We start from the raw sequence: 22,473 nt of genomic DNA, 5'->3' as shown, positions 1-22,473 counted from the left end.
CTTTGGGTTACCTTCTAGAGTGGAAAAATACAGATTTTAGATAAGAGACTATCTGTGAAATTAAGATGGTCTCTTATTGCATTTTTTTAGCTAATGGCGACCTTCTTCCGAATATTATGAAGGGGAAAGCCATGTCCGCATGTTCATTCTCAAATCCGATAAAAATCCGCGGTGTAGATGATGTCATTAATTGCATCGATGCCAGGGGAAAAATCAGTGGCAGAGCTGGTGTTATTTGGTGGTTGGCGCTAGGCGGTCTTTTTCTTGATGCTTTTTCAAATTCAGCCCTCAGTGCTGGATTAAACCCAATGACCCGCAATTTAAATCTTACTGCGACCGAAGTTGCACTACTCACCTCATTTTCATCCTGGGTCGCCATATTATTTAACCCGATTGGCGGCTGGATAGCCGATCGCTGGGGTCGTGTGCCACCGCTGATTATTGCCAAAATAATGGCGGTGATTGGTGCTTTGTTGGTGATGTCATCTTCCAGTTTTAGCACGATTATCGTAGGTCGTTTCTTTGTTGGTGTCTCTTACGGGATGGACTTTGCTGTGGCAATGGCCATGCTGGCAGAGTTCACGCCTGTGAAACTCAAAAGCCGTCTAAATACCTGGCAGGGTGTCTGGTATGTTGCCGTTTGTTTAAATTTGGTATTAGCGCTGATGTTTTACTCATGGGACGTAGGTGATGCCATCTGGCGTTATTCCATTGCTGTAACGGCATTATGTGGACTGATCGTTCTATTTTTCCAGTTCCGTTATTTAGTGGAAAGTCCGGTCTGGTTGGCAAGGAAATCACGATTACCTGACGCTATCGTTGCCATGAATAAAATATACGGTGACCAATTTATTCTGGCGCCAAAAGCAGAACAGAAACCCGTTATTGGGCAGGCTGAAAAAGGCGCAAGAAATGTGCTGTTAATATTCCGTGGTGTTTATTTACCACGTACGATTCTGGCTTCGACCGTTCAAATCTGTCAGTCGATCCAATATTTCGGTGTGGGCTGGTATTTGCCGGTTATTAGTGCTGCGATGTTTGGTAAAAACTTTGTTTACGCAACTTTATGTTCACTATTTTTTAACGTTTTCGGCATCGTCGGCGGTTTCTTATCGCCTGCGATTGGACGCCGTCTGGGGTTGCGCCGCGCCTCGGCGATCGGTTTTGCCGTGGCCTTCCTCGTGCTACTCACGCTGGGTCTGTTCAGTGACACTATGCCACTTTGGGCCTCTTTGTTGGTCCCTGCACTGTTTATTCTTTGCCACTCTGGCGGACCTGGTGCAAACGGGAAAAGCCTGTCGTCACTCTCTTTTCGCAGTGAACTGCGGGCTGGCGCGAACGGCGTGGTCGGTGCGCTCGGGGCAATAGGTGCGGCGCTTGGGCTGTTTATTTTCCCGGTCTTCCGTGATTTGTATGGCCTGCAAACGACCTTCCTGATCATGTCTGCCGTGCCGCTGTTTGCGAGCATTATCTGTTTTGTTATTCCGTGGGACCCCACCCGCACCACTATTCAGCCGGATAACGAGCCTGGTGCGCCGCAGTTCGAATCACCCCATTCACCTTATCCAGAGTCGATGGCCCCAGAATCAAACAGGAGTACGAAATGAGTGAATACGAAGATGTCATTCTGGCTATTGATGAAGGTACATCGGGGACCCGTGCGGCAGTTGTTGCACAAAATAGCCAGGTTCACTGCCTGGAATACCAGCCGCTTCAGGTCAGTAGTCTGCGTCATGGTGTGGTGGAACAAGATGCTGACGAGGTCTTGCAGGCCACTATTGAGGTTTGTCGCAAAGCGATAGCTAACGCGCAATGCAACAAGATGCGCATTGTGGCGCTGGCGATTGCGACCCAACGCTCAACGGCAGTGCTGTGGGATGCGCAAACGGGCAAGGCATTAACTCCGGCGATGGTCTGGCAGGATGCGCGTTTCACGGACGAACTGGCCCAGCTAGCCCCTGAATGGGACGCAAAACTGCTGCCGCTGATTGGGCGACCGGTTGGGATACGCTCTCCTTATCTTTGGGCGTCGCACCATCTTGCCAATACGCCTGCGGTGGCGAAGGCGTATCAGGCTGGAACACTGGTCTTTGGTACCGTTGATAGCTGGTTGCTTTGGCATTTGGCGCAGGAGAAAAAAAGTGTCACCACTCCGACAAATGCCACCTCTGCTGGCGCGTATTGCCTCAAAGAGCATCACTATCATTTGCCATGGCTACAGACGCTGGGCTTTCCGGCGTCATTGTTGCCTGAATTACATGATGATGCCGATGACTTCGGCACCACGCGTGAAGATATTCTGGGGATAAGCGTGCCGATCCTGGCCTGCGCAGGGGATCAGTTTGCGGGGGCGATTGGGCTGGGGTGTACCGAGCGAGGGCAGGCTTTTTGTATGCATGGCACTGGCAGCTTTGTTGATTTAATGATGGGGCCAGCGGTACCAACATTGCAAAAGGGCTGTGAAAGTACGCTCACCATGACGGCGCGTCGCCAAAAAGGGCTTTCACATTTCTCTGTCGAAACCTTTGTCCCCACTACCGGTTCGGCGCTCAACTGGGTGTGCGAAAAGCTGCATTGGTTTGACTCACCCGAACAGATCAGCGAACTGGCCGCGCAGGCTAGCGACGCGGGTGGCGTAAGTTTTATTCCGGCGCTAACGGGGCTACGCGTACCCCATCTCCAGCCTCATGCCCGTGCGTCCCTGAACGGTATCTCAATTTCGACCACGCGCTCGCAGGTGGCCTACGCGATTCTGGAAGGGATTGCGCATTCGGTCGCGGCCTGTATTCGCGCAAATGAAGCGGCAACCGGGATCCCCACAAAAGAGTTGGTGGTCGGGGGAGGGTTATCAAATAGCGATACGTTATTGCAAATCCAGGCCGATCTTAGCGGTATTCCTGTGCGGCGAATGGCCGAAACGGCGCGGGCAAGCTTACGTGGCGTTGCGTTTTTGGCAGGAGCCAATGGGCTGCTGTGGGACTCGCTGTCGGATGCCTGCGCCATGCTAAAAACCGCGCGGCTATTTGAGCCGAAAATCAGTCATGACCTTCGCGAGCAAAAAATTAACCGCTGGGCGATGCGTATTGCACTCGAAATGGAAGCCGCCGACAGCCTCACCTCAGCTAATCAGGAGCACACTTACTCATGAAGTTATTCCCTTCGCGAAAGCCCAACAAAACCTGTAGTGAGATGTACGGTGCAGAGCCGCTGCGTCTGCATCGACCTGAGCAACTGGATCGACTGGAAAGCGACACCTACGACATTCTGATTGTCGGTGGTGGCGTAACCGGAGCCTATGCGGCGTTGGATGCCAGCCTGCGTGGCTACCGGGTGGCGCTGATTGAGAAAAGTGACTTTGCCTCAGGCACTTCATCAAAGTCATCGAAAATGGTACACGGCGGTCTGCGCTATATCGAACAAGGAAATCTGGGACTGGTTCGCCACTCTTTGCTCGAACGCCAGCGTATGCGGAGGAATGCCCGTCATCTGGTGCAACGGTTACCTTTTTTATTCCCGGTGCTCGATAAAAATGGCGTATTCGACAAGCGGATGTCCGCTGCATTTGAAAGCCTGCTCTGGACCTACGACCTTGCGGGAGGATGGCGGGAAGGCATCCTTCACCAAAAATTGACCCCTGCGGAAGTGCTGTCGCATTGCCCGACGCTCAAAGAAGAACAGCTATCCGGTGGTTTTATGTATTTCGATGCCCGCGTCGACGATGCCCGACTGACGTTGGCATTGGTGCGCACGGCGGCGTTTCATGGCGCGGTGGTGACCAACCACGCGGAAGTCATCGAAACCACGCGCGACCAGCACGGCAAAGTGAATGGAGCCATCGTCTATGCCGATGGCAGAGAAATTCAGGTCAACGCACGGGTTGTCATCATGGCGACGGGCGTCTGGCTACGTGACTGGAATGGGCTGAAAAAAGGTGACGCATCGCCGCTGAATATCCGTCCTGCCAAAGGGGTACATGTTGCTATTCCGTGGATGAAGATCCGCAATGATTGCACGGTGACGATCCCGGTTGCCGGGCGCAGTCGCCGCGCAACGATCACCCGTTGGGGCAACGTTTCCTATTTGGGTACCACCGATGAGGATTATCAGGGCGATCTCAATGATGTTCACTGCAATCGCGCTGAACTGGACTTTCTGCTGGAAGGGGCGAATTCGGCATTGAAAACCGATCTCCGCCCGGAAGACGTGGTGGGAAGTATCGCCGGTTGCCGCCCTCTGGTGGGGACGGCGGGAGGCAAGACCGTTGAGATGAAACGTAATCATGAAATCACGGTTGCGGCAGATGGTCTGATTACGATTGTCGGCGGCAAGCTGACGACATCACGTCATATGGCAGAAGAGACCATCGATGCCGCCAGCAAAATACTCGGCCGTAAAAAGGCCTGCTCAACCAAAACCGCCTGGTTGCTGGGGGCGGCGGGCTATGACCCGCAGGCGATTCTGGCATCGGGCGGTTTGTCTGCGCACCTGGGGGAGCGCTACGGGACGGAAGCGCATTTTGTCAGTGACCTTATCCAGTCCAATCCCTTACTGGCAAAGCCAATTGTGGAAGGGCTTCCCTATACCGAAGCGGAAGTGGTGTATGCCGTGCGCCATGAACTCGCCAGTACCATTGATGATGTGTTATCGCGCCGAATTCGTGCCCGTCTGATGGCTCGTGATGCGTCAGCGAATGCTGCGGAACGCGTGGGGGAAATTCTGCAACAAGAGCTCAAGCTTCAGCCTGAACAGGTGGCCCGGCAGGTAGCCAGCTATCGGGCGGCAATTAAACATGAAAAATCAACTCTTATGGGGACATCCGAATGATCAGTAAAGAAGCGATTAAACGCGGTTACAACCGTGGAAATTATACGGTAGGTGCACACACGTGCCCGGCATGGGCGACGGATATCAAAAGCAGCGGTGGCGCGAAAGGGATGCAAATTGATCCGGTGGTGATGAGCGAGGCAACGTTTGATCGACTGCGGGTCATTGCTGATGAGGTGCTGACGTCGGAGTCTGATGTGATTACCTGGACCCGCGACTGGTGGGCCGGATCGATGATTGCGGAAACCCAGGGCGCACCGGCCACGTCAAAAGGGGCGATTGTACGTGTCTCTACGGTAGAACAAATTCAGGATGTGATGCGTCTGGCGAATGCGTTGGCAATCCCGGTCACGGTTTCCGCCGGGCGCAGTAACGTCACTGGCGCCGCATTGCCGTTGCGGGGGGGCATTGTGCTGGATGTTTGCGAACTCAACAAACTTATCGACTTCGATCCACAAAGTCAGATTGTTGACGTTGAAGCCGGCATGTTCGGCGATATTTTTGAACAAACCATCCAAAAAGAGTACGGCATGACGATGGGCCACTGGCCGTCATCGTTTGGTATCAGTACCGTGGGCGGTTGGGTGGCCTGTCGTGGCGCGGGACAGTTGTCGACCCGCTACGGAAAAATTGAAGATATGGTTTTTGGGATGGATGTCGTCCTTGCCGATGGCCGCTTAATCACCGTGGGTGGCTATGCGCGTAGCGCAACGGGGCCTGATCTACAGCAGATGTTTATTGGTTCTGAAGGCACATTGGGGGTGATTGTCCGTGTGCGTCTGAAACTGCATCGTTTACCTGACTATGGGCGTGCCATCGCCTGGGGTTTTTCCAGCTTCGCCAGTGGTCTGGAGGCATGCCGTGAAATCTTACAGCATGGCGCGAACCCCGCAGCGTTGCGCCTGTACGATAACCTGGAAAGCGGCGTGCAGTTTGGTTTACCAGAGACCAATGTCCTGTTGATTGCGGATGAGGGGGAGCCTGAGATTGTCGATGCGGTACTGGCTATCAGCGAACGCGTGTGCCAACGCAGCGGACAACAACTCGACGGCGAGGCTATTTTTGAACGCTGGCTGGACACCCGATATCTGACCGGAAAAAGTGCTGAAGGCTTTAAAAAGAGCCCAGGTCTGGTGGCGGATACGCTGGAAATGGTGGGTCGTTGGCGCGATCTTAGCGACGTGTATGATGATGTGGTGGCTGCGATTAACGCCGTACCCGGCACGCTGGCCGGTTCGGCGCATCAGTCTCACGCCTACATCGACGGCGCATGCCTCTATTTCTCATTGCGCGGTGATGTGGCGATTGAACAACGTGCGGCCTGGTATCGTGCGGCATGGGATGCAGCGAATGCGGTGTTAATTAAGCACAACACCTCCCTTAGCCACCATCATGGTGTGGGTCTCCTGCGTTCGCCCTATATGCAGGCTTCTTTAGGCGAATCGCTTTCCGTTCTGGCGGATATCAAATATGCGCTGGATCCGAAAAACATTCTTAACCCAGGCAAACTGGGGTTAAGCGTCGATCTTCCTTCACATCAGGCAGGTCAATAATGATCAAAAATCTTGGCGTGCTCCTGGCGCGCCAGCCCGTCATCATGGCGATTTACGGAATTGAGCAATTGAAAACCGCGCTGTCCAGCAAGGCGGAAGTCTGCATTATTGCCAACATTGACCTGATTAAGCTCCATCCGGTGATAGAACTGCTGTCGAAGGCGGGGAAGTACGTCATCGTGAATATCGACAGCTGCAATGGGCTGTCCCAGGATAAGGGCGGCATTGATTATGTGGCCGAAACGGGAGCGATGGGGTTGCTCTCGACGCGTTTACAAACCGTACAGCGTGCGAAAAAGTGTGGACTGGTGACGATGCAGAAAATCTTTGTCACCGACCGTTCCACCTGGTTACGTAGCCTGAAAGCCGTAGAACAAAGCGAACCCGATTACGTGCAACTGATGCCCGCGCAGATGTTGCCGCTACTCTCACAGGCTGACCGTAATGTGTTGCCGCCGATAGTGGCATCAGGCTTCGTCTGTAACGAGGAACATGCTCAAACGGCGCTGTTACACGGCGCGATAGCCGTTTCGAGCAGTGATAGCGCGTTATGGGATATAGACCTTCGCCGTTAGAACACCGGGAGCCGACTATGGAAAATACACAACTTCTTGTTATTGCACATTACTATTCTCGTCAGGGAATGGGGGACAAGGTCAATGAAGAGCTCAGACTGCTTGCCCAGGCCTCGCGTCAGGAGCCTGAAAACATCGCCTATGAGTTTTTCCGTTCCACGGAAGACGGCGATCGCTTTGTGATTATTGAGACTTATCGTTGCGAACAAGGTCTCGAAATTCATCGACAAACGGAGCATTTTCAACGTATTGGCGTTGGGATTATCAACCCGTTGCTGGAGCGTAAAGAGGTGAAAAGCTTTCTCACTCATGCCGATGCACCGCGTAGTTAAAAGCTGGCTATTTTTACTACCAGGAGTACATCAATGAACACTGTCATGAAGGATTTTACGTTTTCAACTGTACCGGAAATTATCGTCGAATGGGCGGGAGCATCACGAGCAGGGGAGATTATTCAGCTGCGATTTAGCGCGCGTCGCGTGTTGTTGGTGACCGACCCCGGACTGGTCAAAGCAGGGATTCTGCCGCCTGTTTTGCATAGCCTGCAAGAGGCAGGGTTTCAGGTGACGGTCTATGATCGGGTCCAACCCGATCCGCAGGAACGTCTTGTCCGGGAAGCCTTACAGGTTGCTCGCGATGACCATTGCGACATGGTTATTGGTCTGGGCGGCGGCTCCTCGCTGGATGTCGCGAAGCTGGTGGCCGTGTTAATCAACTCTGAGCAAGATCTGCAGGCGCTTTACGGTATTGGCAAAGTGTCCGGGCAGCGTCTGCCGCTGATTAACATCCCTACCACGGCAGGGACGGGGTCAGAAGTCACTAATATTTCGATTTTGACGACCAATGATGACAGCAAAATGGGGATTGTCGCACCACAGCTATATGGCGATTTGGTGCTGCTGGATGCACAATTGACGCTTGGACTTCCTCCGGTTCATACGGCGGCGGCCGGCATCGACGCGATGGTTCATGCCATTGAGGCTTATACCGGTAAACATAAGAAGAACCCCATTTCGGATGCGCTGGCACGGGAAGCATTACGCTTAATTAGTCGCCATCTGGTGACGGCCTGCCATGATGGCCACAATCGGGAAGCCAGAGAAAGTGTGTTGTTGGGGGCAATGCTGGCAGGTCAGGCTTTCGCCAACTCTCCCGTGGGGGCGGTGCATGCGTTGGCTTATCCATTGGGGGCTCGCCATCATATTCCACATGGTTTGTCGAATGCGCTGATGCTGATTCCGGTGCTGCAGTTTAATGCGCCAGTCGCTGCGCCATACTATGCCGAGCTGGCGGCTGTCATTGGCGAGGAGGTGTCGGGGAATATAGAGAAAGATGCCGCGATATTTATTGCTGCGATGGTACGCATTATTGCTGAATCTGGTGCACCGAAAAGGCTGCGCGATGTCGATATCCCTGCTGAAACGCTGGCGATATTGGCTCAGGATGCCATGCAGCAGACCCGTCTTCTGGATAACAACCCTGTTCCGCTCACGGCAGACGATGCGTTGCGGCTATACCAACACGCGTTTTAAACAGAACACTCGCCAGAAGCTTGTCCGGCGAGCGGATTGCCGGACACTGTTTTGGCCGAGGACAACGCGAGAACAACCGAATAGACATATCGAATCCAGGTGTTAGTATTCAATAGATAGCAGTTATGAGTATGCGTGTTTCATTTCCGGCCAGGAACGCTGATGATGACAACATTACTACCCGATTTCACAGCATTTTCGTCATTCACTTCCTTCGCGGTAAGCGTTGCCTTAACGCCTGTCCGCTCTTTGGCCATCGTTTTTCATTCCTTCTCATCCCGGATGGAATCTCTCACTGGATAGCGGTTCAGTGGGTTTTGTGACACGCATCGTTTGATAACAGGGATTACGGCGGGTCGAATATGGATAAGTTTAAGCGTCATCTGATGTGGTGGGGGGCGGGCATCCTGATTGTGGTGGCCGCGATAGCATGGTGGATGCTCCGTCCTGCGGGAATACCGGAAGGGTTTGCAGCCAGCAATGGCCGAATTGAAGCCACCGAAGTGGATATTGCCACCAAGATTGCCGGGCGAATTGACACGATTCTCGTGTCGGAAGGGCAGTTTGTCCGTCAGGGCGAGGTGCTGGCGAAAATGGATACCCGCGTGCTGCACGAGCAGCGACTGGAAGCGGTCGCGCAAATCAAAGAAGCGGAAAGTGCGGTGGCGGCGGCACGAGCGCTGCTGGAACAACGGCAAAGTGAAATGCGGGCCGCGCAGTCGGTAGTCAAACAGCGTGAAGCAGAGCTGCAGTCGGTCTCTAAACGCCATGTGCGCTCCCGTTCACTGTCCCAGCGTGGTGCGGTGTCTGAGCAACAACTGGATGACGACCGCGCCGCCGCTGAAAGTGCGCGTGCGGCGCTGGAATCGGCAAAGGCGCAGGTCTCTGCCGCGAAAGCGGCGATTGAAGCCGCTCGCACCAGTATCATCCAGGCGCAAACCCGGGTCGAAGCTGCACAGGCCACCGAACGACGCATTGCGGCAGATATCGATGACAGCGAGCTTAAAGCCCCGCGCGATGGTCGCGTACAGTATCGCGTAGCCGAACCGGGCGAAGTGCTGTCCGCTGGCGGGCGCGTGCTGAATATGGTCGATCTCAGCGATGTCTACATGACGTTCTTCTTACCTACCGAACAGGCTGGTTTACTGAAGATTGGCGGCGAAGCACGCCTGGTGCTGGATGCCGCGCCGGATCTGCGTATCCCTGCGACCATCAGCTTTGTGGCCAGCGTCGCGCAGTTCACGCCGAAAACGGTCGAAACCAGCGATGAGCGGCTGAAACTGATGTTCCGCGTGAAAGCGCGTATTCCGCCAGAGCTGTTGCAGCAGCATCTTGAGTACGTGAAAACCGGTCTACCGGGCATGGCCTGGGTGCGCCTGGATGAAAGTCGCGCCTGGCCTGACTCCCTGGTGGTGAGGTTGCCGCAATGACGCATCTGGCGCTGGTTCCCGTTCCTCCCGTGGCGCACCTTGACGGCGTGAGTCAGCATTACGGGACAACGGTCGCGCTGAACAATATCACGCTGGATATCCCCGCCCGCTGTATGGTGGGGCTGATTGGCCCGGATGGCGTCGGAAAATCGAGCCTGCTGTCGCTTATTTCCGGTGCGCGGGTGATTGAACAGGGTAACGTGATGGTGCTGGGTGGCGACATGCGCGACCCGAAGCATCGTCGTGATGTCTGCCCGCGTATTGCCTGGATGCCGCAAGGACTGGGTAAAAACCTGTACCACACGCTGTCGGTGTATGAGAACGTCGACTTCTTTGCCCGGCTGTTTGGCCATGACAAAACGGAGCGAGAAGCACGGATTACCGAACTGCTGAACAGCACCGGGCTGGCGCCGTTTCGCGACCGCCCAGCCGGGAAACTGTCGGGCGGGATGAAACAAAAGCTGGGGCTGTGCTGTGCGTTGATCCACGACCCGGAATTGCTCATTCTTGATGAACCCACCACCGGGGTAGACCCGCTGTCACGCGCCCAGTTCTGGGATCTGATTAACAGCATTCGCCAGCGTCAGACCAATATGAGCGTGCTGGTTGCCACCGCCTATATGGAAGAAGCCGAGCGCTTTGACTGGCTGGTGGCGATGAACGCGGGTGAGGTATTAGCTACCGGCAGCGCGCAGCAGTTGCGCGAAAAAACGAACAGCGCCACGCTGGAACAGGCATTTATCGCGCTGTTACCCGAAGCCCAGCGCCAGGCGCATAAACCGGTGGTGATCCCGCCGTATCACGCCGAGCAGGAAGAGGTCGCCATTGAGGCGAAAGATCTGACCATGCGCTTCGGCAAGTTTGTCGCCGTTGACCACGTTAACTTTCGCATTCCCCGCGGGGAGATCTTCGGCTTTCTCGGCTCCAACGGCTGCGGTAAATCCACCACCATGAAGATGCTCACCGGACTGCTGCCCGCAAGCGAAGGTGAGGCGTGGCTGTTTGGGCAAGCGGTTGACCCGAAAAATATCGATACCCGCCGTCGGGTGGGCTATATGTCGCAGGCCTTTTCGCTCTACAGCGAACTGACCGTGCGGCAAAACCTTGAGCTTCATGCACGGCTGTTCCATATCCCCGAAGCGGAAATCCCCGGGCGTGTGCAGGAGATGAGCGAGCGCTTTTCGCTGACCGATGTTGAAGACGTGCTGCCTGGCGCCTTACCGCTGGGGATTCGTCAGCGCCTGTCGCTGGCGGTGGCGGTGATCCATCGCCCGGAGATGCTCATTCTTGATGAACCGACCTCCGGGGTCGATCCGGTGGCGAGAGATATGTTCTGGCAACTGATGGTCGATCTGTCGCGCCAGGACAAAGTGACTATTTTTATCTCCACCCACTTTATGAATGAGGCGGAGCGCTGCGACCGCATGTCGCTGATGCACGCCGGAAAAGTGCTCGCCAGCGGCACGCCGCAGGAGCTGGTGAAACAGCGTGGAGCTGCCAACCTGGAAGAGGCGTTTATCTCCTGGCTACAGGAAGCCGCAGGCCCGGCACCGGAAGCTCAGTTACCGCCCGCCAATGTTCCGGCAGTGCATGAAAACAGTCAGCCGCCGCGCCAGGGCTTTAGCCTGCGGCGCTTGTTCAGCTACAGCCGGCGTGAAGCGCTGGAGCTGCGGCGGGACCCGGTGCGTTCAACGCTGGCGCTGATGGGGACGGTGATTCTGATGCTGATCATGGGCTACGGCATCAGCATGGACGTGGAAAATCTGCGTTTCTCCGTACTCGACCGTGACCAGACCGTCAGCAGCCAGGCGTGGACGCTGAATCTGGCGGGATCGCGCTATTTTATCGAGCAGCCGCCGCTTACCAGCTATGACGAGCTGGACAAGCGAATGCGTTCGGGCGAAGTGGCGGTGGCGATAGAAATTCCACCTAACTTTGGCCGCGATATTGCGCGTGGCACGCCGGTGAAGATTGGCGTCTGGGTTGATGGCGCGATGCCGAGCCGGGCCGAAACGGTAAGGGGTTACGTACAGGCTATGCACCAGACCTGGCTGCAGGATGTAATGGCGCGTCAGCCCAATGCCAGTGGTCAGAACGGGCTGATGACCATTGAGACGCGTTATCGCTACAACCCGGATGTGAAGAGCCTGCCGGCGATTGTTCCGGCGGTGATCCCACTGCTGTTGATGATGATTCCTTCCATGCTCAGCGCCCTCAGCGTAGTGCGTGAGAAAGAGCTGGGGTCGATTATCAACCTGTACGTTACGCCCACGACCCGCAGCGAGTTTTTACTCGGCAAACAGTTGCCGTACATCGTGCTGGGCATGCTGAACTTCCTGCTGCTGTGCGCGTTGTCGGTGTTTGTGTTCGGTGTGCCGCATAAGGGGAGTTTTTTAACCCTGACGCTGGCCGCGCTGCTGTACGTCACCATTGCTACCGGACTGGGGCTGTTAATCTCCACGTTTATGAAAAGCCAGATCGCCGCCATTTTTGGTACCGCGATTATCACGCTGATCCCGGCGACGCAGTTTTCCGGGATGATCGATCCGGTGGCTTCGCTGGAAGGGCCGGGCCGGTGGATTGGCGAAATCTACCCGACCAGTCATTTTCTGACCATTGCGCGTGGAACGTTCTCGAAAGCGTTGGATCTGATGGATCTGTGGCAGCTGTTTATCCCGCTGGCAATCGCCATTCCGGTGGTGATCGGTCTGAGCGTATTACTGCTGAAAAAACAGGAGGGGTGATGCGCCGATTACGCAATATTTATAATCTTGGTATCAAAGAGTTGCGCAGCCTGCTGGGTGACAAAGCGATGCTGACGCTGATTGTCTTCGCCTTCACGGTATCGGTTTACTCTTCTGCGACGGTGCTGCCTGGGTCGCTGCATCTGGCGCCGATTGCTATCGCCGATATGGACCAGTCGCAGCTGTCGAACCGCATTGTGAACAGCTTTTATCGCCCGTGGTTTTTACCGCCGGAGATGATCACTGCCGATGAAATGGATGCCGGGCTGGATGCCGGACGCTATACCTTTGCTGTGAATATTCCGCCTGATTTTCAGCGCGATGTGCTGGCAGGACGACAGCCGGATATTCAGGTTAACGTGGATGCCACGCGAATGAGCCAGGCGTTTACCGGCAACAGCTATATCCAGAATATCATCAGTGGCGAAGTGAATAGCTTTGTGGCGCGTTACCGTGACAACACTGAGCCGCCGGTAGCGCTGGAAATGCGCATGCGCTTTAACCCTAATCTGGAACCTGCCCGTTTTGGCGCGGTGATGGCAATCATCAACAACATTACCATGCTGGCGATTGTGCTCACCGGATCGGCGCTGATCCGCGAACGCGAGCACGGGACGATAGAGCACCTGCTGGTGATGCCGGTGACACCGTTTGAAATCATGATGGCAAAAATCTGGTCGATGGGGTTGGTGGTGCTGGTCGTTTCCGGGTTGTCGCTGATGTTGATGGTGAAAGGGGTACTCGGCGTGCCGATTGAAGGCTCGATACCGCTATTTATGCTGGGCGTGGCGCTGAGCCTGTTTGCCACTACCTCGATTGGTATTTTTATGGGGACGCTGGCACGGTCGATGCCGCAACTGGGATTGCTGATGATTCTGGTGCTGTTGCCGTTACAGATGCTCTCAGGGGGCTCTACGCCGCGTGAAAGTATGCCGCAGGCCGTGCAGGACATCATGCTAACCATGCCAACGACCCACTTTGTCAGCCTGGCGCAGGCGATTCTTTATCGTGGGGCTGGGTTCAGTATCGTCTGGCCGCAGTTTCTGACGCTGCTGGCGATTGGCAGTGCGTTTTTCCTGATAGCGCTACTACGCTTTCGCAAGACGATTGGCACGATGGCGTAATCATTATTGCCGGGGGCGCTTCGCTTGCCCGGCCTACGTAGGCCGGATAAGGCGCAGCCGCCATCCGGCAACGAAACAGGCAATTACTCTTCTTTCGGCAGGCACTGCAAATGACCGTGACGTACGCCGCGCTGGGAAATCACATCATCGGCAAAATGCTGCACATCGCCCATATCGCCTTTCAGCACGGCGATTTCCAGGCAGTCGTCATGGTTGATGTGAACGTGTAGCGTAGCGACCGACAAATCATGGTGATGGTGCTGCGTCGAAACAATGCGGCTGGCCAAATCACGCTTCTCATGTTCATAAACATACGAGAGTACCGCGAAACCCTGAGTGCCATGCTCCTGGGTCGTTTCCTGCGCCAGTGCACCGCGCAAAATATCGCGAATCGCTTCAGAGCGGTTGTTGTAACCACGGCGCTGGCTCAGGCTATCCAGCGTTTCCAGTAAATCGTCATCGAGAGTAATGGTGACTCGTTGCATCTGCAGTTAACCTTTCATGTCGCGCGTCGGCGCACAGGGAATGCGGGAGTTACAGCCTCTGCACGGCGTCGGCTGTCAGGGTAAATGGCGTTGGCGTGCACACGGCCAGACTCAGGGTGTCGAGCTGGCACTGGCTAACGGAGAGCGAGGATGTCAGCGTAGTGCTATCGACGCTGACAATTTGCCAGGCGCTGCCGCCACGCTGCTTAACGATGGCTTCTTTGCGTGTCCAGATGCGCCAGAAAGCCGCCAGTTGGTGGTCCGGATGTTCCGCTTCGATTTCGGCATGTTCCCCAAGACTGAACACCGTATTCGCCAGCGTCTTCCAGTTTTCGCGCGGGCGCACGACTTCAATATCGCAGCCCACTTCTCCTTCGTCGCTAAGCAGCAGAGCAATGTCATCACCGCTGTGGCTAAGATTGAACCACAGCGGCGTGTCGGCTGAAAAGGCCGGTTTTCCTTGCTCGCCGTAGACGATATCAGGCAATGGCGAAAGGGCATGGGAAAGCAGCACGCGGCCCGCCAGCCAGCGTGCGCGGCGAGCACCCTGCGGTGCCAGCTCATAGAGCGCATGAGGCAGTACGCCGGTGCTTAAATCAGAAACTTTCCCTAGAACGATCCGGTACATATCACGGCCAACGTTTGATGATGATAGAAGTATTGATGCCGCCAAACGCAAAGTTATTGCTCTGCAAAAACTCGCAATCAATCTTGCGGGCTTCACCCATAATGTAATCCAGCGCGCCACAATTGGCATCTGGCTGACTCAAATTCAGCGTAGGCGCAAACCAGCCTTCACGCATCATTTGCAGACTCATCCAGGCCTCCAGCGCGCCACAAGCGCCAAGGGTATGCCCAAAATAGCTTTTAAGCGAGGATAGCGGCACATTATCACCATAAATTGCGGCAGTCGCCTGACTTTCTGCAATATCGCCACGATCGGTTGCGGTACCGTGCGCGGAAATATAGCCGATATCCTGGGCGCTAATACCGGCCATGCTCAGCGATTTTTCCATGCAAATCTGCATTGTTTCACGCTGTGGCTGGGTGATATGGGCAGCATCGCAGTTAGTGGCAAAGCCGACGATTTCACCGTAAATCGTTGCTCCGCGTGCTTTAGCGTGTTCCAACTCTTCCAGCACCAGCGTACCTGCGCCTTCCCCGATGACCAGGCCATCGCGTTTTTCATCGAATGGGGAGGGGGTGGTTTTCGGTTCGTCGTTGTGCTGGCTGGTGGCGAACAGCGTATCAAATACGGCGGCTTCGGAAGGGCACAGTTCTTCTGCACCGCCGGCAACCATCACCGTTTGATAGCCGTGACGGATGGCTTCCCATGCGTAACCAATGGCCTGGCTACCAGAGGTGCAGGCGCTGGATGTCGGGATGACTCGCCCACGCAGGCCGAAAAACAACCCGGTGTTAACAGCCGTGGTGTGCGGCATCATTTGCACGTAGGTCGTGCCGGTGATGTTATTGGTGTGTTTCTCGGTCAGCATGGTCGCGAACTCACTCACCGGCCCGGTGCTGCCTGTGGAGGAACCGTATGCTATTCCGGTTTCACCGTTGGTCAGTACCCGATCGCCAATCAGTCCGGCCTGTTCTAACGCCAGTTCTGATGCGCGAGTGGACATCAGCGATACGCGACCCATGGCGCGAATGCGCTTGCGGGTATAGTGTTCCGGCAGCGTGAAGTTGTCGATTGGCGCACCTAACAGCGTGTGCAGCCCGTCATAAACCTGCCACTCCGGCATTTTGCGTACCGCATTTTCATAGGCCAACAGCCTGGCGGAGACATCCTGCCAGTTTTCCCCAAAGGCGGTGACGCCGCCCATGCCTGTAATCACGACACGACGTGTCATAACATCCCTCCATTGATGGAAATCACCTGGCGAGTGACATAGCCCGCCACATCCGACATTAAATAACTGGCAAGTCCGGCCACTTCTTCAGCCTGACCTATCCGTTTCATGGGGATCATCGACATCGCCTCTTTCAATGCGGCTTCTTCCATCTCGATCATCCCGGTATCAATCAGTCCCGGTGCAATGCAGTTTACGGTAATTTTGCGTTTTGCCAGTTCGATGGCCAGCGCTTTGGTGGCGCCAATAATACCGGCTTTTGCTGCACTGTAATTAACCTGACCGCGGTTGCCCATCACGCCGGATACCGAAGACAGTGTGATGATACGACCTCCCTGGCGTGCGCTAATCATCGGCATCATGCACGGATGAATGACGTTGTAAAAGCTGTCGAGGTTGGTGTGGATCACCGCATCCCAGTCGTTATCGCTGAGCGCAGGGAAGGCGGCATCACGAGTGACTCCGGCGTTGCTGACAATACCGTACCATGCGCCGTGAACCTCAATATCGTGCTCCAGTACTTCACGGCACTGCTCGCGATTGGCAACGTCAAACGTCAACAGACGCCCTGTGCCGCCCGCGGCGAGGATAGCCTCCAGCGTGTCTTGTGCACCTTGCGCATCGCGATGATAGTGCACGCCGACCACAAAGCCGTCTGCCGCCAGTTGTCTGGCGATGGCGCGACCGATACCTTTGCTGGCACCCGTAACTAAAACTGAACGACTCATGTGGACGCTCCTTGTTGAAATAGCGTGTTAATTTCTTCTGCTGTCGGCTGGAAGGTGTTGACGCGACCGGTTGCCAGCGTCTTGTCGTCTGCCTGAATGACGCATTCAAAGCTACCGAATCGTGCATCCTGCATCAGCAATTTGACATGGATGCTCAGCTTTTTCCCGGCAGGCAGAACACCCGCAGCACAGACTAACTCGCGTGCGCCCAGCACCATGCCTAACGCAATACTCGCCTGACCGTGTTGCTGGCGGTGCCAGCCAGACCAGACGCCAATGGTCTGCGCCATTAATTCCAGTGCGAACCAGCCGGGTAGATTGCCATCAGGATCGAGGAACGGGGCCAGTACGCTGTTGGCCGATACCGTCACGTGGCAGGTGGCGGTCTCGTCCGTCACGCTGTCGACCTCTTCAAGGAGCAGCATCGGCGCATCATGTGGTAAATAATCCCCCGGTGATAAATAGTGGCTCATGAGATTCTCCCGAGCAGGATGCTGGCATTATTACCGCCGAAGGCGAACGAGTTAGATAAGATTACCGGACGAGTCAGCGGCTGCGGCTGTTCAATGATGCCGCAGGGTGGCAATGTTTCATCGCGTGGCGACTGGCTAAAATCCTGCGCTGGCAGCGGCAGGTTGCGTTGCAAAATCAGCATACCGATCGCGGCTTCGGTGATCCCCGCAGCGCCCAACGTGTGCCCGGTCAGGTGTTTGGTGGAACTGCATGGGACCGTGTCGCCAAATAGCGTGCTCACGACGTTGGACTCAATCTGATCGTTTAGCGGAGTGGCCGTTCCGTGCAGATTGATATAGCCCACGTGTTCCGGTGTCATTCCTGCGTCGTTAAGCGCCTGGCCTATGGCGCGAATGGCGCCCTCTCCCTGCGGGTGGGGAGCCGAAATATGGTACGCATCGCTGGATTCACCGACGCCCAGGAGCGCAATGGGCTGGGGCTCGCGGGTTAATACCATCAAGGCGGCGCCTTCGCCGATGGTGATCCCATTGCGGTCGCGGCCAAACGGCTGACATCGCGTTGGGGAGAGCGATTCCAGACTGTGGAAACCGTTAATGGGCATCCGACTTAGCGTATCGGCACCGCCGACAATGGCAATATCCACCAAACCAGATTCGATTAAGCGACGCCCGCTCATGATAGCCCGCGCACTGGACGAGCAGGCGGTTGAGAGCGTAAAGGCCGGGCCATCCAGCGCCAACCAGTGGCTAAGAAAACGCGACGGATCGCCCAGTTCCTGCTGCGGGTAGCGCCAGTCGGTGCTCTCTTTGTCATTGAGCATCAGATCAACGTGAACGTCACCTTCATCCAGACCGGAGGTGCTGGTGCCGAGAACGACAGCAATACGATCGCGGCCAAACCGGGTGATTGCGTCGTCCACCTGGGGCTGGATTTGTGCCAGTGCGGCCAGCAGTAGCTGGTTATTGCGCGAACGATGAGCGCTAAATTGCTGAGGGATTGCGGGCAGTTCACCGTCTACGCCTGCTAATACGGCGGGTGGGTGTCCCTGCAGCCAGTTCGCGCGCGGACGCATTCCTGGCGCGATGCCACGTGTGAGATTGGCTGCGATTTCATCGGTGTTATTACCCAACGCGTTAATCATGCCAACGGCAGAAATGTAGATCATCTCAGTCACCCAGGTATTGAATGGTGATGTGGTATTTAAACACGTGCTGCTCAATGCTGATCGGTTCGCGCTTGCCTTTGCGGTTCAGGTAGGTGATTTCGGTGACCAGCTTGCCGCGGGCGTTGCGCAGCTCGCGCTTGTCGCCGATATCGGTGAGCGTCCAGCCCTTCGGCAGCTGTGGCTGCCAGGCGCTAATCGGCCAGTGGCTAAGCATCACGTCGGCGAGCACTTGGCTGGCTGGCGGCAGCTGCGGGACCACGATTGATTGTTCGGCATGCAGCCCTTTTTCATCGTAAGTGACGAGGAACAGGCGAATGCCAACTGATGACAATCCAGCCAGTGTGATTTTCTTATCATCAGCGTTAAGCATCACCAACAGCGACTGAGTTTTGCCGTTAAAACTTCCGGTCAGCAGCTGTTGTGAATTCACCGCGGGAGAAATCCCCGGCGCGGGTAGCGTCACACGAGCGCCCGGCTCTAACCAGGCTTGCGGACGGCCTTGCTGTTCCGGCTGCGAGTGGCCGCATCCGGCCAGCAGTAACGTGGCGACGAGCAGGCCCCGCCGGATGGCGCTGTGCTTATCCGGCCTACAATTGATGCGCTGGTGTTGACCGACAATGCCGCCATCCGGCAAAAGCCCACTCAACCAACGAAATATCGGTTTACTCATCGTTTTTTCTTCTCTCTTTTCCCTGGCATCGCCAGCGGTGACAGCAGGAAGGCGGTGAAAATGCCGCTTACCAGCACAATGCCAAAGCTGCTGATTGCCTGAGTGGCGCTAAAGACCAGCATGCCGAGCGTCAGGAGCGTGGTCATCATCGCCAGCGTGATAGCCAGTAGTGACGTCAGTGGTGTGCCGCGTGGATTACTGAAAAACAGCGTGTAGTTAATGCCAATCCCCAGTACCAGCACCAATGCCAGCAGTGAGAACACGTTGAGCGCATGGCCACTCAGGGCCAGTACCGCCAGGCCACAACCTAAAGACAATACGGAGGGTACCAGGCTAATTAAGCCCTTACGCCAGCCAAGTCGAATCACGGCGCCACAGGTAATTACCGCCAGCGCAACGCACAGCAAGCCGGTCAGAATATGGCGATAAAGGGCAAACAGATTGTCAAAGCTGCTCTTACGATCCACCCACGCCACGCCGGAATATTTCGTGCTGAGCGAGTTTAAAGCATCACTGTGTTTCACGCCTTCAACGGGAACCAGTACGCTGCTTTCGCCGTCCGCCAGCGACAGCCACAGCAAGCGCCAGCCCTCACTGGCCGGGCTGGAAAGCCAGGCATCGACGGTGACCGGCATGGCGCTAAGCTCGGGTTTCACCGTTGCCAGTCCGGCGCTGTTTAAGGCCTTTGTGACGGCGGGCGCGGCATCTTTTAGCAGGGTGAGATCCTGCTGCTGCCGGGCGAGTGAATTGAGCGGAATGGTGCGATATCCGCTGAGTAATCCGCCTTTTTTTGCCTCTTCCAGCGCGGGAGTCAAGGCTTCCAGTCGCTCCAGCGTTTGCTGAGCGGATTTGCCGTACACGACAAACCACTTCTGGTCGACGCTTTGCCCGGTCAGGGCGGTAATCGCTTTTTCCTGAGCGAGAATGCCCTGCGGCAGCGCCTGTAACTGGGAGATATCATCGTCTACGCGTAGCGTCGCCATGCCTGCCAACGAGAACAATGCCAGCGCCACCGGCAGGCCAACGGATAATGTCTTATTCCGCCGCCAGGCGGCAAGCCAGCGTAGCATGAGCACCATGGCCGGAACTGGGCGCACCGGCAAGCGACGACACAACCAGGGGTGCCAGAAAATGACCGTCAAACACGAGGCGCTCAGACCCACCGCTGCGAATACCGCCATCTGGCGAATACCGGGGAAGGGGGCCAGCATCATAATCAGATAAGCTACCACGGTAGTGAGCAGGGCCAGGAGCAGGGCATTGCGTACTTTGGCAAGGCTTTGCCATGGCGATGTTTCTGCACCGTGCACCATCCGCTCGGTCAAATAGTAGAGCGTATAGTCGGCGGAAATACCGATAATGCTCATGCTCATCACCAGCGTCATCAGATGGAGCTCGCCAAAAACCAGCAGCGTGACGACGGTTCCCGCCAGCGCGCCAATACCAATTGAAATCAGGCACAGCAGCAGCGGACGCAGCGAACGAAACACGGCCACGATGAGCAGGATCACCCCGATCACGGTCGCTATACCGAGGGTCGAGATATCCTGTTTCGCTTGCTGGCTGGCGTAATCGCTGTAGAACAGCGTCCCGCGAGACAGCAGTTGTGCCTGCGGATAGTGGGTTTTGAACTCACCTTCCAGCGTATTGAGCGTGCTGACCAATTGGTGCGTCTGTTGCATATCAAACGATGAGCCAGTCAGCTCACCGTGTAACAGATACCAGTAGTTGCCTTGCTCGTCCTGCGTGACCAGCCAGCCGTCCATCAGGCGTAAACGCTGCCCATTTTTAGCCATGGCCAACTGCGAGCCACGCATCAGCATGAGGGGATCGTTTTGTAGCTCTTTGCCGCTGACGCCGGAGAACGCCGAGTAAAGCTGGGACAGGATCCACTGGGCCTGCGCTTCGCCGCCGTTTTGCAGACGGGCGCGGGTGTCGTTATCTATCAGGCCGTTACGATGTTGCCAGAAGAAAGCCCCCCAGGCCTGCTGGCTGTTGGCATCCATCGGGCCTTTCACCTGGGCCAGCGCGTGCGATTTTTGCAGTAGCGCCAGCCAGTCGCGTGCCACCGCCGGGTCCGGTTGTTTACCGGGGCTCACCAGCCAGACCAACTGGCGGTCAAGGCGCTGCATAAACCCCTCGTTCAGACTCGGCGGGATGGCCCCCAGTGTCTGTTTTGGCAACATGGCCAGCACGCTGCTGTTAAGCCGGGCCTGAGGTAGCAGCGTCAGCAAGATGCCCAGCAGAATCAGGCAGGCGGCTCCCCATAGCAGCGCGGGGCGTTTACTGGGCGGCAAAGCGTTGGCGTTCGTCATCGGTCAGTTGCGCTGGCGTGAGTTGGTGTTGGGAAAGCGCGATATCGGTACGATCGCCCTGCTTATCATTGAGCTGAATACTCTCCAGGTAGGTCTTGCCGGCTAAATCAATCGTCGCAAAAATCTTATCCAGCGGGGTGGTGATTGGCGTCAGGCGTAGCGTCCAGCGACCGTCCCCTAAGTCTGCAAATGCCACGCGGAAGTTTTGTTCCAGCACCGTACGATCCGCCTGGAATAGCGCCCGTAGCAGATGGTTAAACTGGAACATTTGCGGGTTATTCTCCGCGGTGATGGTCTGCGGCGGTTGACCGTTAATCGCCTGAACCATCCGTTTGTCATCCAGTAGCAACTGCATCGGGAATGGCGCGGTTTGGTCCCATAACAGGCCCTGGTCGCGGGCGATCAACATGTTGCCCTGAGATCGCAGCGGCTGCGGCAGATCCTTTATCGTCCGGGTTTGATCGAAGTGGGCGCGAACCACCGGTTGTTCGGTAAAACGCTGTTGCAGGGCGTCAAGCGTCAGAGCACTGACGAAAGGGCTGACGAGCAATAGGAGCAATGGCCATAATTTCATGGTGTCACTCCCATCCGTTCAAACAGAATATCGGGGCTGACAAAGCACAGTTCACGGCTTTTTTCGTCGACGGCGACCTGGATGGTGTAGCCTGTTGTGGCGCGTTTCCCTGTTTCAGCATCAAAAATTTCGTAGCCGATACGCAGGCGATTTTCGAACTCTTTAATTTGAGCGCGTACACGGATACGCTGCTCGAAAGTCAGGGCATTGCGATACTTCACGCGAGTGTCGACCACCGGCCACAGATAGCCAGATTCTTTCATCTGCCGATAACCGTAATCGAATTGGTTCAGCAGTGCCTCACGGGCAATCTCGAAATAGCGGAAGTAGTTGCCATGCCACGCTACACCCATCATATCGACGTCGTGAAACGGAATGGTCAGCTCGACTTCAGCCGTAAAGCGGGGATCGTTAAGCACCC

At 55.8% G+C, this 22,473-nt stretch carries 20 protein-coding genes; 10 read left to right on the top strand and 10 right to left on the bottom strand.

The window, feature by feature from the left end; translation table 11 throughout:
- Positions 1-116: 116 nt before the first annotated feature.
- The 10 genes from FDX19_RS06015 (at position 117) to FDX19_RS05970 (ending at position 13,782) form a co-directional block, all read left to right on the top strand.
- Entirely contained in the window at positions 117-1,607 is a 1,491-nt protein-coding gene (locus FDX19_RS06015) for an MFS transporter (protein WP_368666070.1), read from the top strand.
- Positions 1,604-3,148, top strand: coding sequence for an FGGY family carbohydrate kinase (locus FDX19_RS06010; RefSeq protein WP_137382005.1), 1,545 nt, complete (start codon positions 1,604-1,606; stop codon positions 3,146-3,148). Before FDX19_RS06015 ends, FDX19_RS06010 begins: the two co-directional genes overlap by 4 nt.
- Positions 3,145-4,824 carry a glycerol-3-phosphate dehydrogenase/oxidase gene (locus FDX19_RS06005; RefSeq protein ID WP_137382004.1) on the top strand — a complete coding sequence of 560 codons (1,680 nt, stop codon included), beginning with the start codon at positions 3,145-3,147 and terminating at the stop codon, positions 4,822-4,824. The genes FDX19_RS06010 and FDX19_RS06005 overlap by 4 nt, the downstream gene beginning before the upstream one ends.
- Positions 4,821-6,377 carry an FAD-binding oxidoreductase gene (locus tag FDX19_RS06000; RefSeq protein WP_137382003.1) on the top strand — a complete coding sequence of 519 codons (1,557 nt, stop codon included), beginning with the start codon at positions 4,821-4,823 and terminating at the stop codon, positions 6,375-6,377. The genes FDX19_RS06005 and FDX19_RS06000 overlap by 4 nt, the downstream gene beginning before the upstream one ends.
- On the top strand, positions 6,377-6,952 hold the full coding sequence (locus tag FDX19_RS05995) for a glycerol-3-phosphate responsive antiterminator (RefSeq protein ID WP_137382002.1): 576 nt from the start codon (positions 6,377-6,379) through the stop codon (positions 6,950-6,952). Before FDX19_RS06000 ends, FDX19_RS05995 begins: the two co-directional genes overlap by 1 nt.
- Before the next feature lie 17 nt (positions 6,953-6,969).
- The gene (locus FDX19_RS05990) at positions 6,970-7,284 is read left to right on the top strand and encodes a putative quinol monooxygenase (protein ID WP_137382001.1); all 315 of its coding nucleotides are present in this window, start codon (positions 6,970-6,972) and stop codon (positions 7,282-7,284) included.
- Between the two features lie 33 nt (positions 7,285-7,317).
- A complete protein-coding gene (locus tag FDX19_RS05985; RefSeq protein ID WP_137382000.1) occupies positions 7,318-8,484 on the top strand; it encodes an iron-containing alcohol dehydrogenase in 1,167 nt (388 codons plus the stop codon).
- Between the two features lie 362 nt (positions 8,485-8,846).
- Positions 8,847-9,914 carry an HlyD family secretion protein gene (locus FDX19_RS05980; RefSeq protein WP_137381999.1) on the top strand — a complete coding sequence of 356 codons (1,068 nt, stop codon included), beginning with the start codon at positions 8,847-8,849 and terminating at the stop codon, positions 9,912-9,914.
- A complete protein-coding gene (rbbA, locus tag FDX19_RS05975) occupies positions 9,911-12,658 on the top strand; it encodes a ribosome-associated ATPase/putative transporter RbbA (RefSeq protein WP_137381998.1) in 2,748 nt (915 codons plus the stop codon). Before FDX19_RS05980 ends, rbbA begins: the two co-directional genes overlap by 4 nt.
- Positions 12,658-13,782, top strand: coding sequence for an ABC transporter permease (locus tag FDX19_RS05970; protein ID WP_137381997.1), 1,125 nt, complete (start codon positions 12,658-12,660; stop codon positions 13,780-13,782). Before rbbA ends, FDX19_RS05970 begins: the two co-directional genes overlap by 1 nt.
- Positions 13,783-13,865: 83 nt before the next feature.
- On the opposite strand, the gene nikR is transcribed toward FDX19_RS05970, so the two are convergent.
- The 10 genes from nikR to FDX19_RS05920 are packed head-to-tail and all read right to left on the bottom strand — an operon-like array spanning position 13,866 to position 22,471.
- Positions 13,866-14,267, bottom strand: coding sequence for a nickel-responsive transcriptional regulator NikR (nikR, locus tag FDX19_RS05965; protein ID WP_005121550.1), 402 nt, complete (start codon positions 14,265-14,267; stop codon positions 13,866-13,868).
- A 49-nt stretch (positions 14,268-14,316) separates the two neighbouring features.
- On the bottom strand, positions 14,317-14,895 hold the full coding sequence (gene acpT / locus FDX19_RS05960; RefSeq protein ID WP_137381996.1) for a 4'-phosphopantetheinyl transferase AcpT: 579 nt from the start codon (positions 14,893-14,895) through the stop codon (positions 14,317-14,319).
- Position 14,896: 1 nt separating this feature from the next.
- Positions 14,897-16,126 carry a beta-ketoacyl-ACP synthase gene (locus FDX19_RS05955; protein WP_137381995.1) on the bottom strand — a complete coding sequence of 410 codons (1,230 nt, stop codon included), beginning with the start codon at positions 16,124-16,126 and terminating at the stop codon, positions 14,897-14,899.
- Positions 16,123-16,854, bottom strand: coding sequence for a 3-ketoacyl-ACP reductase FabG2 (locus FDX19_RS05950; protein ID WP_137381994.1), 732 nt, complete (start codon positions 16,852-16,854; stop codon positions 16,123-16,125). Before FDX19_RS05950 ends, FDX19_RS05955 begins: the two co-directional genes overlap by 4 nt.
- Positions 16,851-17,327, bottom strand: a complete 477-nt coding sequence (locus tag FDX19_RS05945) for a 3-hydroxy-fatty acyl-ACP dehydratase (protein WP_137381993.1) — start codon at positions 17,325-17,327, stop codon at positions 16,851-16,853. The genes FDX19_RS05950 and FDX19_RS05945 overlap by 4 nt, the downstream gene beginning before the upstream one ends.
- The gene (locus FDX19_RS05940) at positions 17,324-18,493 is read right to left on the bottom strand and encodes a beta-ketoacyl-[acyl-carrier-protein] synthase family protein (RefSeq protein WP_137381992.1); all 1,170 of its coding nucleotides are present in this window, start codon (positions 18,491-18,493) and stop codon (positions 17,324-17,326) included. The genes FDX19_RS05945 and FDX19_RS05940 overlap by 4 nt, the downstream gene beginning before the upstream one ends.
- A 1-nt stretch (position 18,494) precedes the next feature.
- The gene (locus tag FDX19_RS05935; protein WP_249357530.1) at positions 18,495-19,163 is read right to left on the bottom strand and encodes a DUF3261 domain-containing protein; all 669 of its coding nucleotides are present in this window, start codon (positions 19,161-19,163) and stop codon (positions 18,495-18,497) included.
- Positions 19,160-21,478: an MMPL family transporter gene (locus FDX19_RS05930; RefSeq protein WP_137381991.1), complete on the bottom strand. Its 2,319-nt coding sequence runs from the start codon at positions 21,476-21,478 to the stop codon at positions 19,160-19,162. The genes FDX19_RS05935 and FDX19_RS05930 overlap by 4 nt, the downstream gene beginning before the upstream one ends.
- The gene (locus FDX19_RS05925; protein ID WP_137381990.1) at positions 21,447-22,052 is read right to left on the bottom strand and encodes an outer membrane lipoprotein carrier protein LolA; all 606 of its coding nucleotides are present in this window, start codon (positions 22,050-22,052) and stop codon (positions 21,447-21,449) included. The genes FDX19_RS05930 and FDX19_RS05925 overlap by 32 nt, the downstream gene beginning before the upstream one ends.
- Positions 22,049-22,471 (bottom strand): thioesterase family protein, encoded by a 423-nt coding sequence (locus FDX19_RS05920; RefSeq protein ID WP_045448568.1) that lies wholly within the window; start codon positions 22,469-22,471, stop codon positions 22,049-22,051. Before FDX19_RS05920 ends, FDX19_RS05925 begins: the two co-directional genes overlap by 4 nt.
- Positions 22,472-22,473: the final 2 nt, after the last annotated feature.

Source organism: Citrobacter sp. wls619 (assembly GCF_005281345.1).
Lineage (GTDB): Bacteria > Pseudomonadota > Gammaproteobacteria > Enterobacterales > Enterobacteriaceae > Citrobacter.
This window is presented reverse-complemented; position numbering and strand designations above follow the sequence as displayed.

What these genes read in the sequence shown, in the direction of transcription:
- FDX19_RS06015 (WP_368666070.1), top strand. Translation starts at nt 117, where the DNA reads ATGAAGGGGAAAGCCATGTCCGCATGTTCATTCTCAAATCCGATAAAA.
- FDX19_RS06010 (WP_137382005.1), top strand. Translation starts at nt 1,604, where the DNA reads ATGAGTGAATACGAAGATGTCATTCTGGCTATTGATGAAGGTACATCG.
- FDX19_RS06005 (WP_137382004.1), top strand. Translation starts at nt 3,145, where the DNA reads ATGAAGTTATTCCCTTCGCGAAAGCCCAACAAAACCTGTAGTGAGATG.
- FDX19_RS06000 (WP_137382003.1), top strand. Translation starts at nt 4,821, where the DNA reads ATGATCAGTAAAGAAGCGATTAAACGCGGTTACAACCGTGGAAATTAT.
- FDX19_RS05995 (WP_137382002.1), top strand. Translation starts at nt 6,377, where the DNA reads ATGATCAAAAATCTTGGCGTGCTCCTGGCGCGCCAGCCCGTCATCATG.
- FDX19_RS05990 (WP_137382001.1), top strand. Translation starts at nt 6,970, where the DNA reads ATGGAAAATACACAACTTCTTGTTATTGCACATTACTATTCTCGTCAG.
- FDX19_RS05985 (WP_137382000.1), top strand. Translation starts at nt 7,318, where the DNA reads ATGAACACTGTCATGAAGGATTTTACGTTTTCAACTGTACCGGAAATT.
- FDX19_RS05980 (WP_137381999.1), top strand. Translation starts at nt 8,847, where the DNA reads ATGGATAAGTTTAAGCGTCATCTGATGTGGTGGGGGGCGGGCATCCTG.
- rbbA (WP_137381998.1), top strand. Translation starts at nt 9,911, where the DNA reads ATGACGCATCTGGCGCTGGTTCCCGTTCCTCCCGTGGCGCACCTTGAC.
- FDX19_RS05970 (WP_137381997.1), top strand. Translation starts at nt 12,658, where the DNA reads ATGCGCCGATTACGCAATATTTATAATCTTGGTATCAAAGAGTTGCGC.
- nikR (WP_005121550.1), bottom strand. Translation starts at nt 14,267, where the DNA reads ATGCAACGAGTCACCATTACTCTCGATGACGATTTACTGGAAACGCTG.
- acpT (WP_137381996.1), bottom strand. Translation starts at nt 14,895, where the DNA reads ATGTACCGGATCGTTCTAGGGAAAGTTTCTGATTTAAGCACCGGCGTA.
- FDX19_RS05955 (WP_137381995.1), bottom strand. Translation starts at nt 16,126, where the DNA reads ATGACACGTCGTGTCGTGATTACAGGCATGGGCGGCGTCACCGCCTTT.
- FDX19_RS05950 (WP_137381994.1), bottom strand. Translation starts at nt 16,854, where the DNA reads ATGAGTCGTTCAGTTTTAGTTACGGGTGCCAGCAAAGGTATCGGTCGC.
- FDX19_RS05945 (WP_137381993.1), bottom strand. Translation starts at nt 17,327, where the DNA reads ATGAGCCACTATTTATCACCGGGGGATTATTTACCACATGATGCGCCG.
- FDX19_RS05940 (WP_137381992.1), bottom strand. Translation starts at nt 18,493, where the DNA reads ATGATCTACATTTCTGCCGTTGGCATGATTAACGCGTTGGGTAATAAC.
- FDX19_RS05935 (WP_249357530.1), bottom strand. Translation starts at nt 19,163, where the DNA reads ATGAGTAAACCGATATTTCGTTGGTTGAGTGGGCTTTTGCCGGATGGC.
- FDX19_RS05930 (WP_137381991.1), bottom strand. Translation starts at nt 21,478, where the DNA reads ATGACGAACGCCAACGCTTTGCCGCCCAGTAAACGCCCCGCGCTGCTA.
- FDX19_RS05925 (WP_137381990.1), bottom strand. Translation starts at nt 22,052, where the DNA reads ATGAAATTATGGCCATTGCTCCTATTGCTCGTCAGCCCTTTCGTCAGT.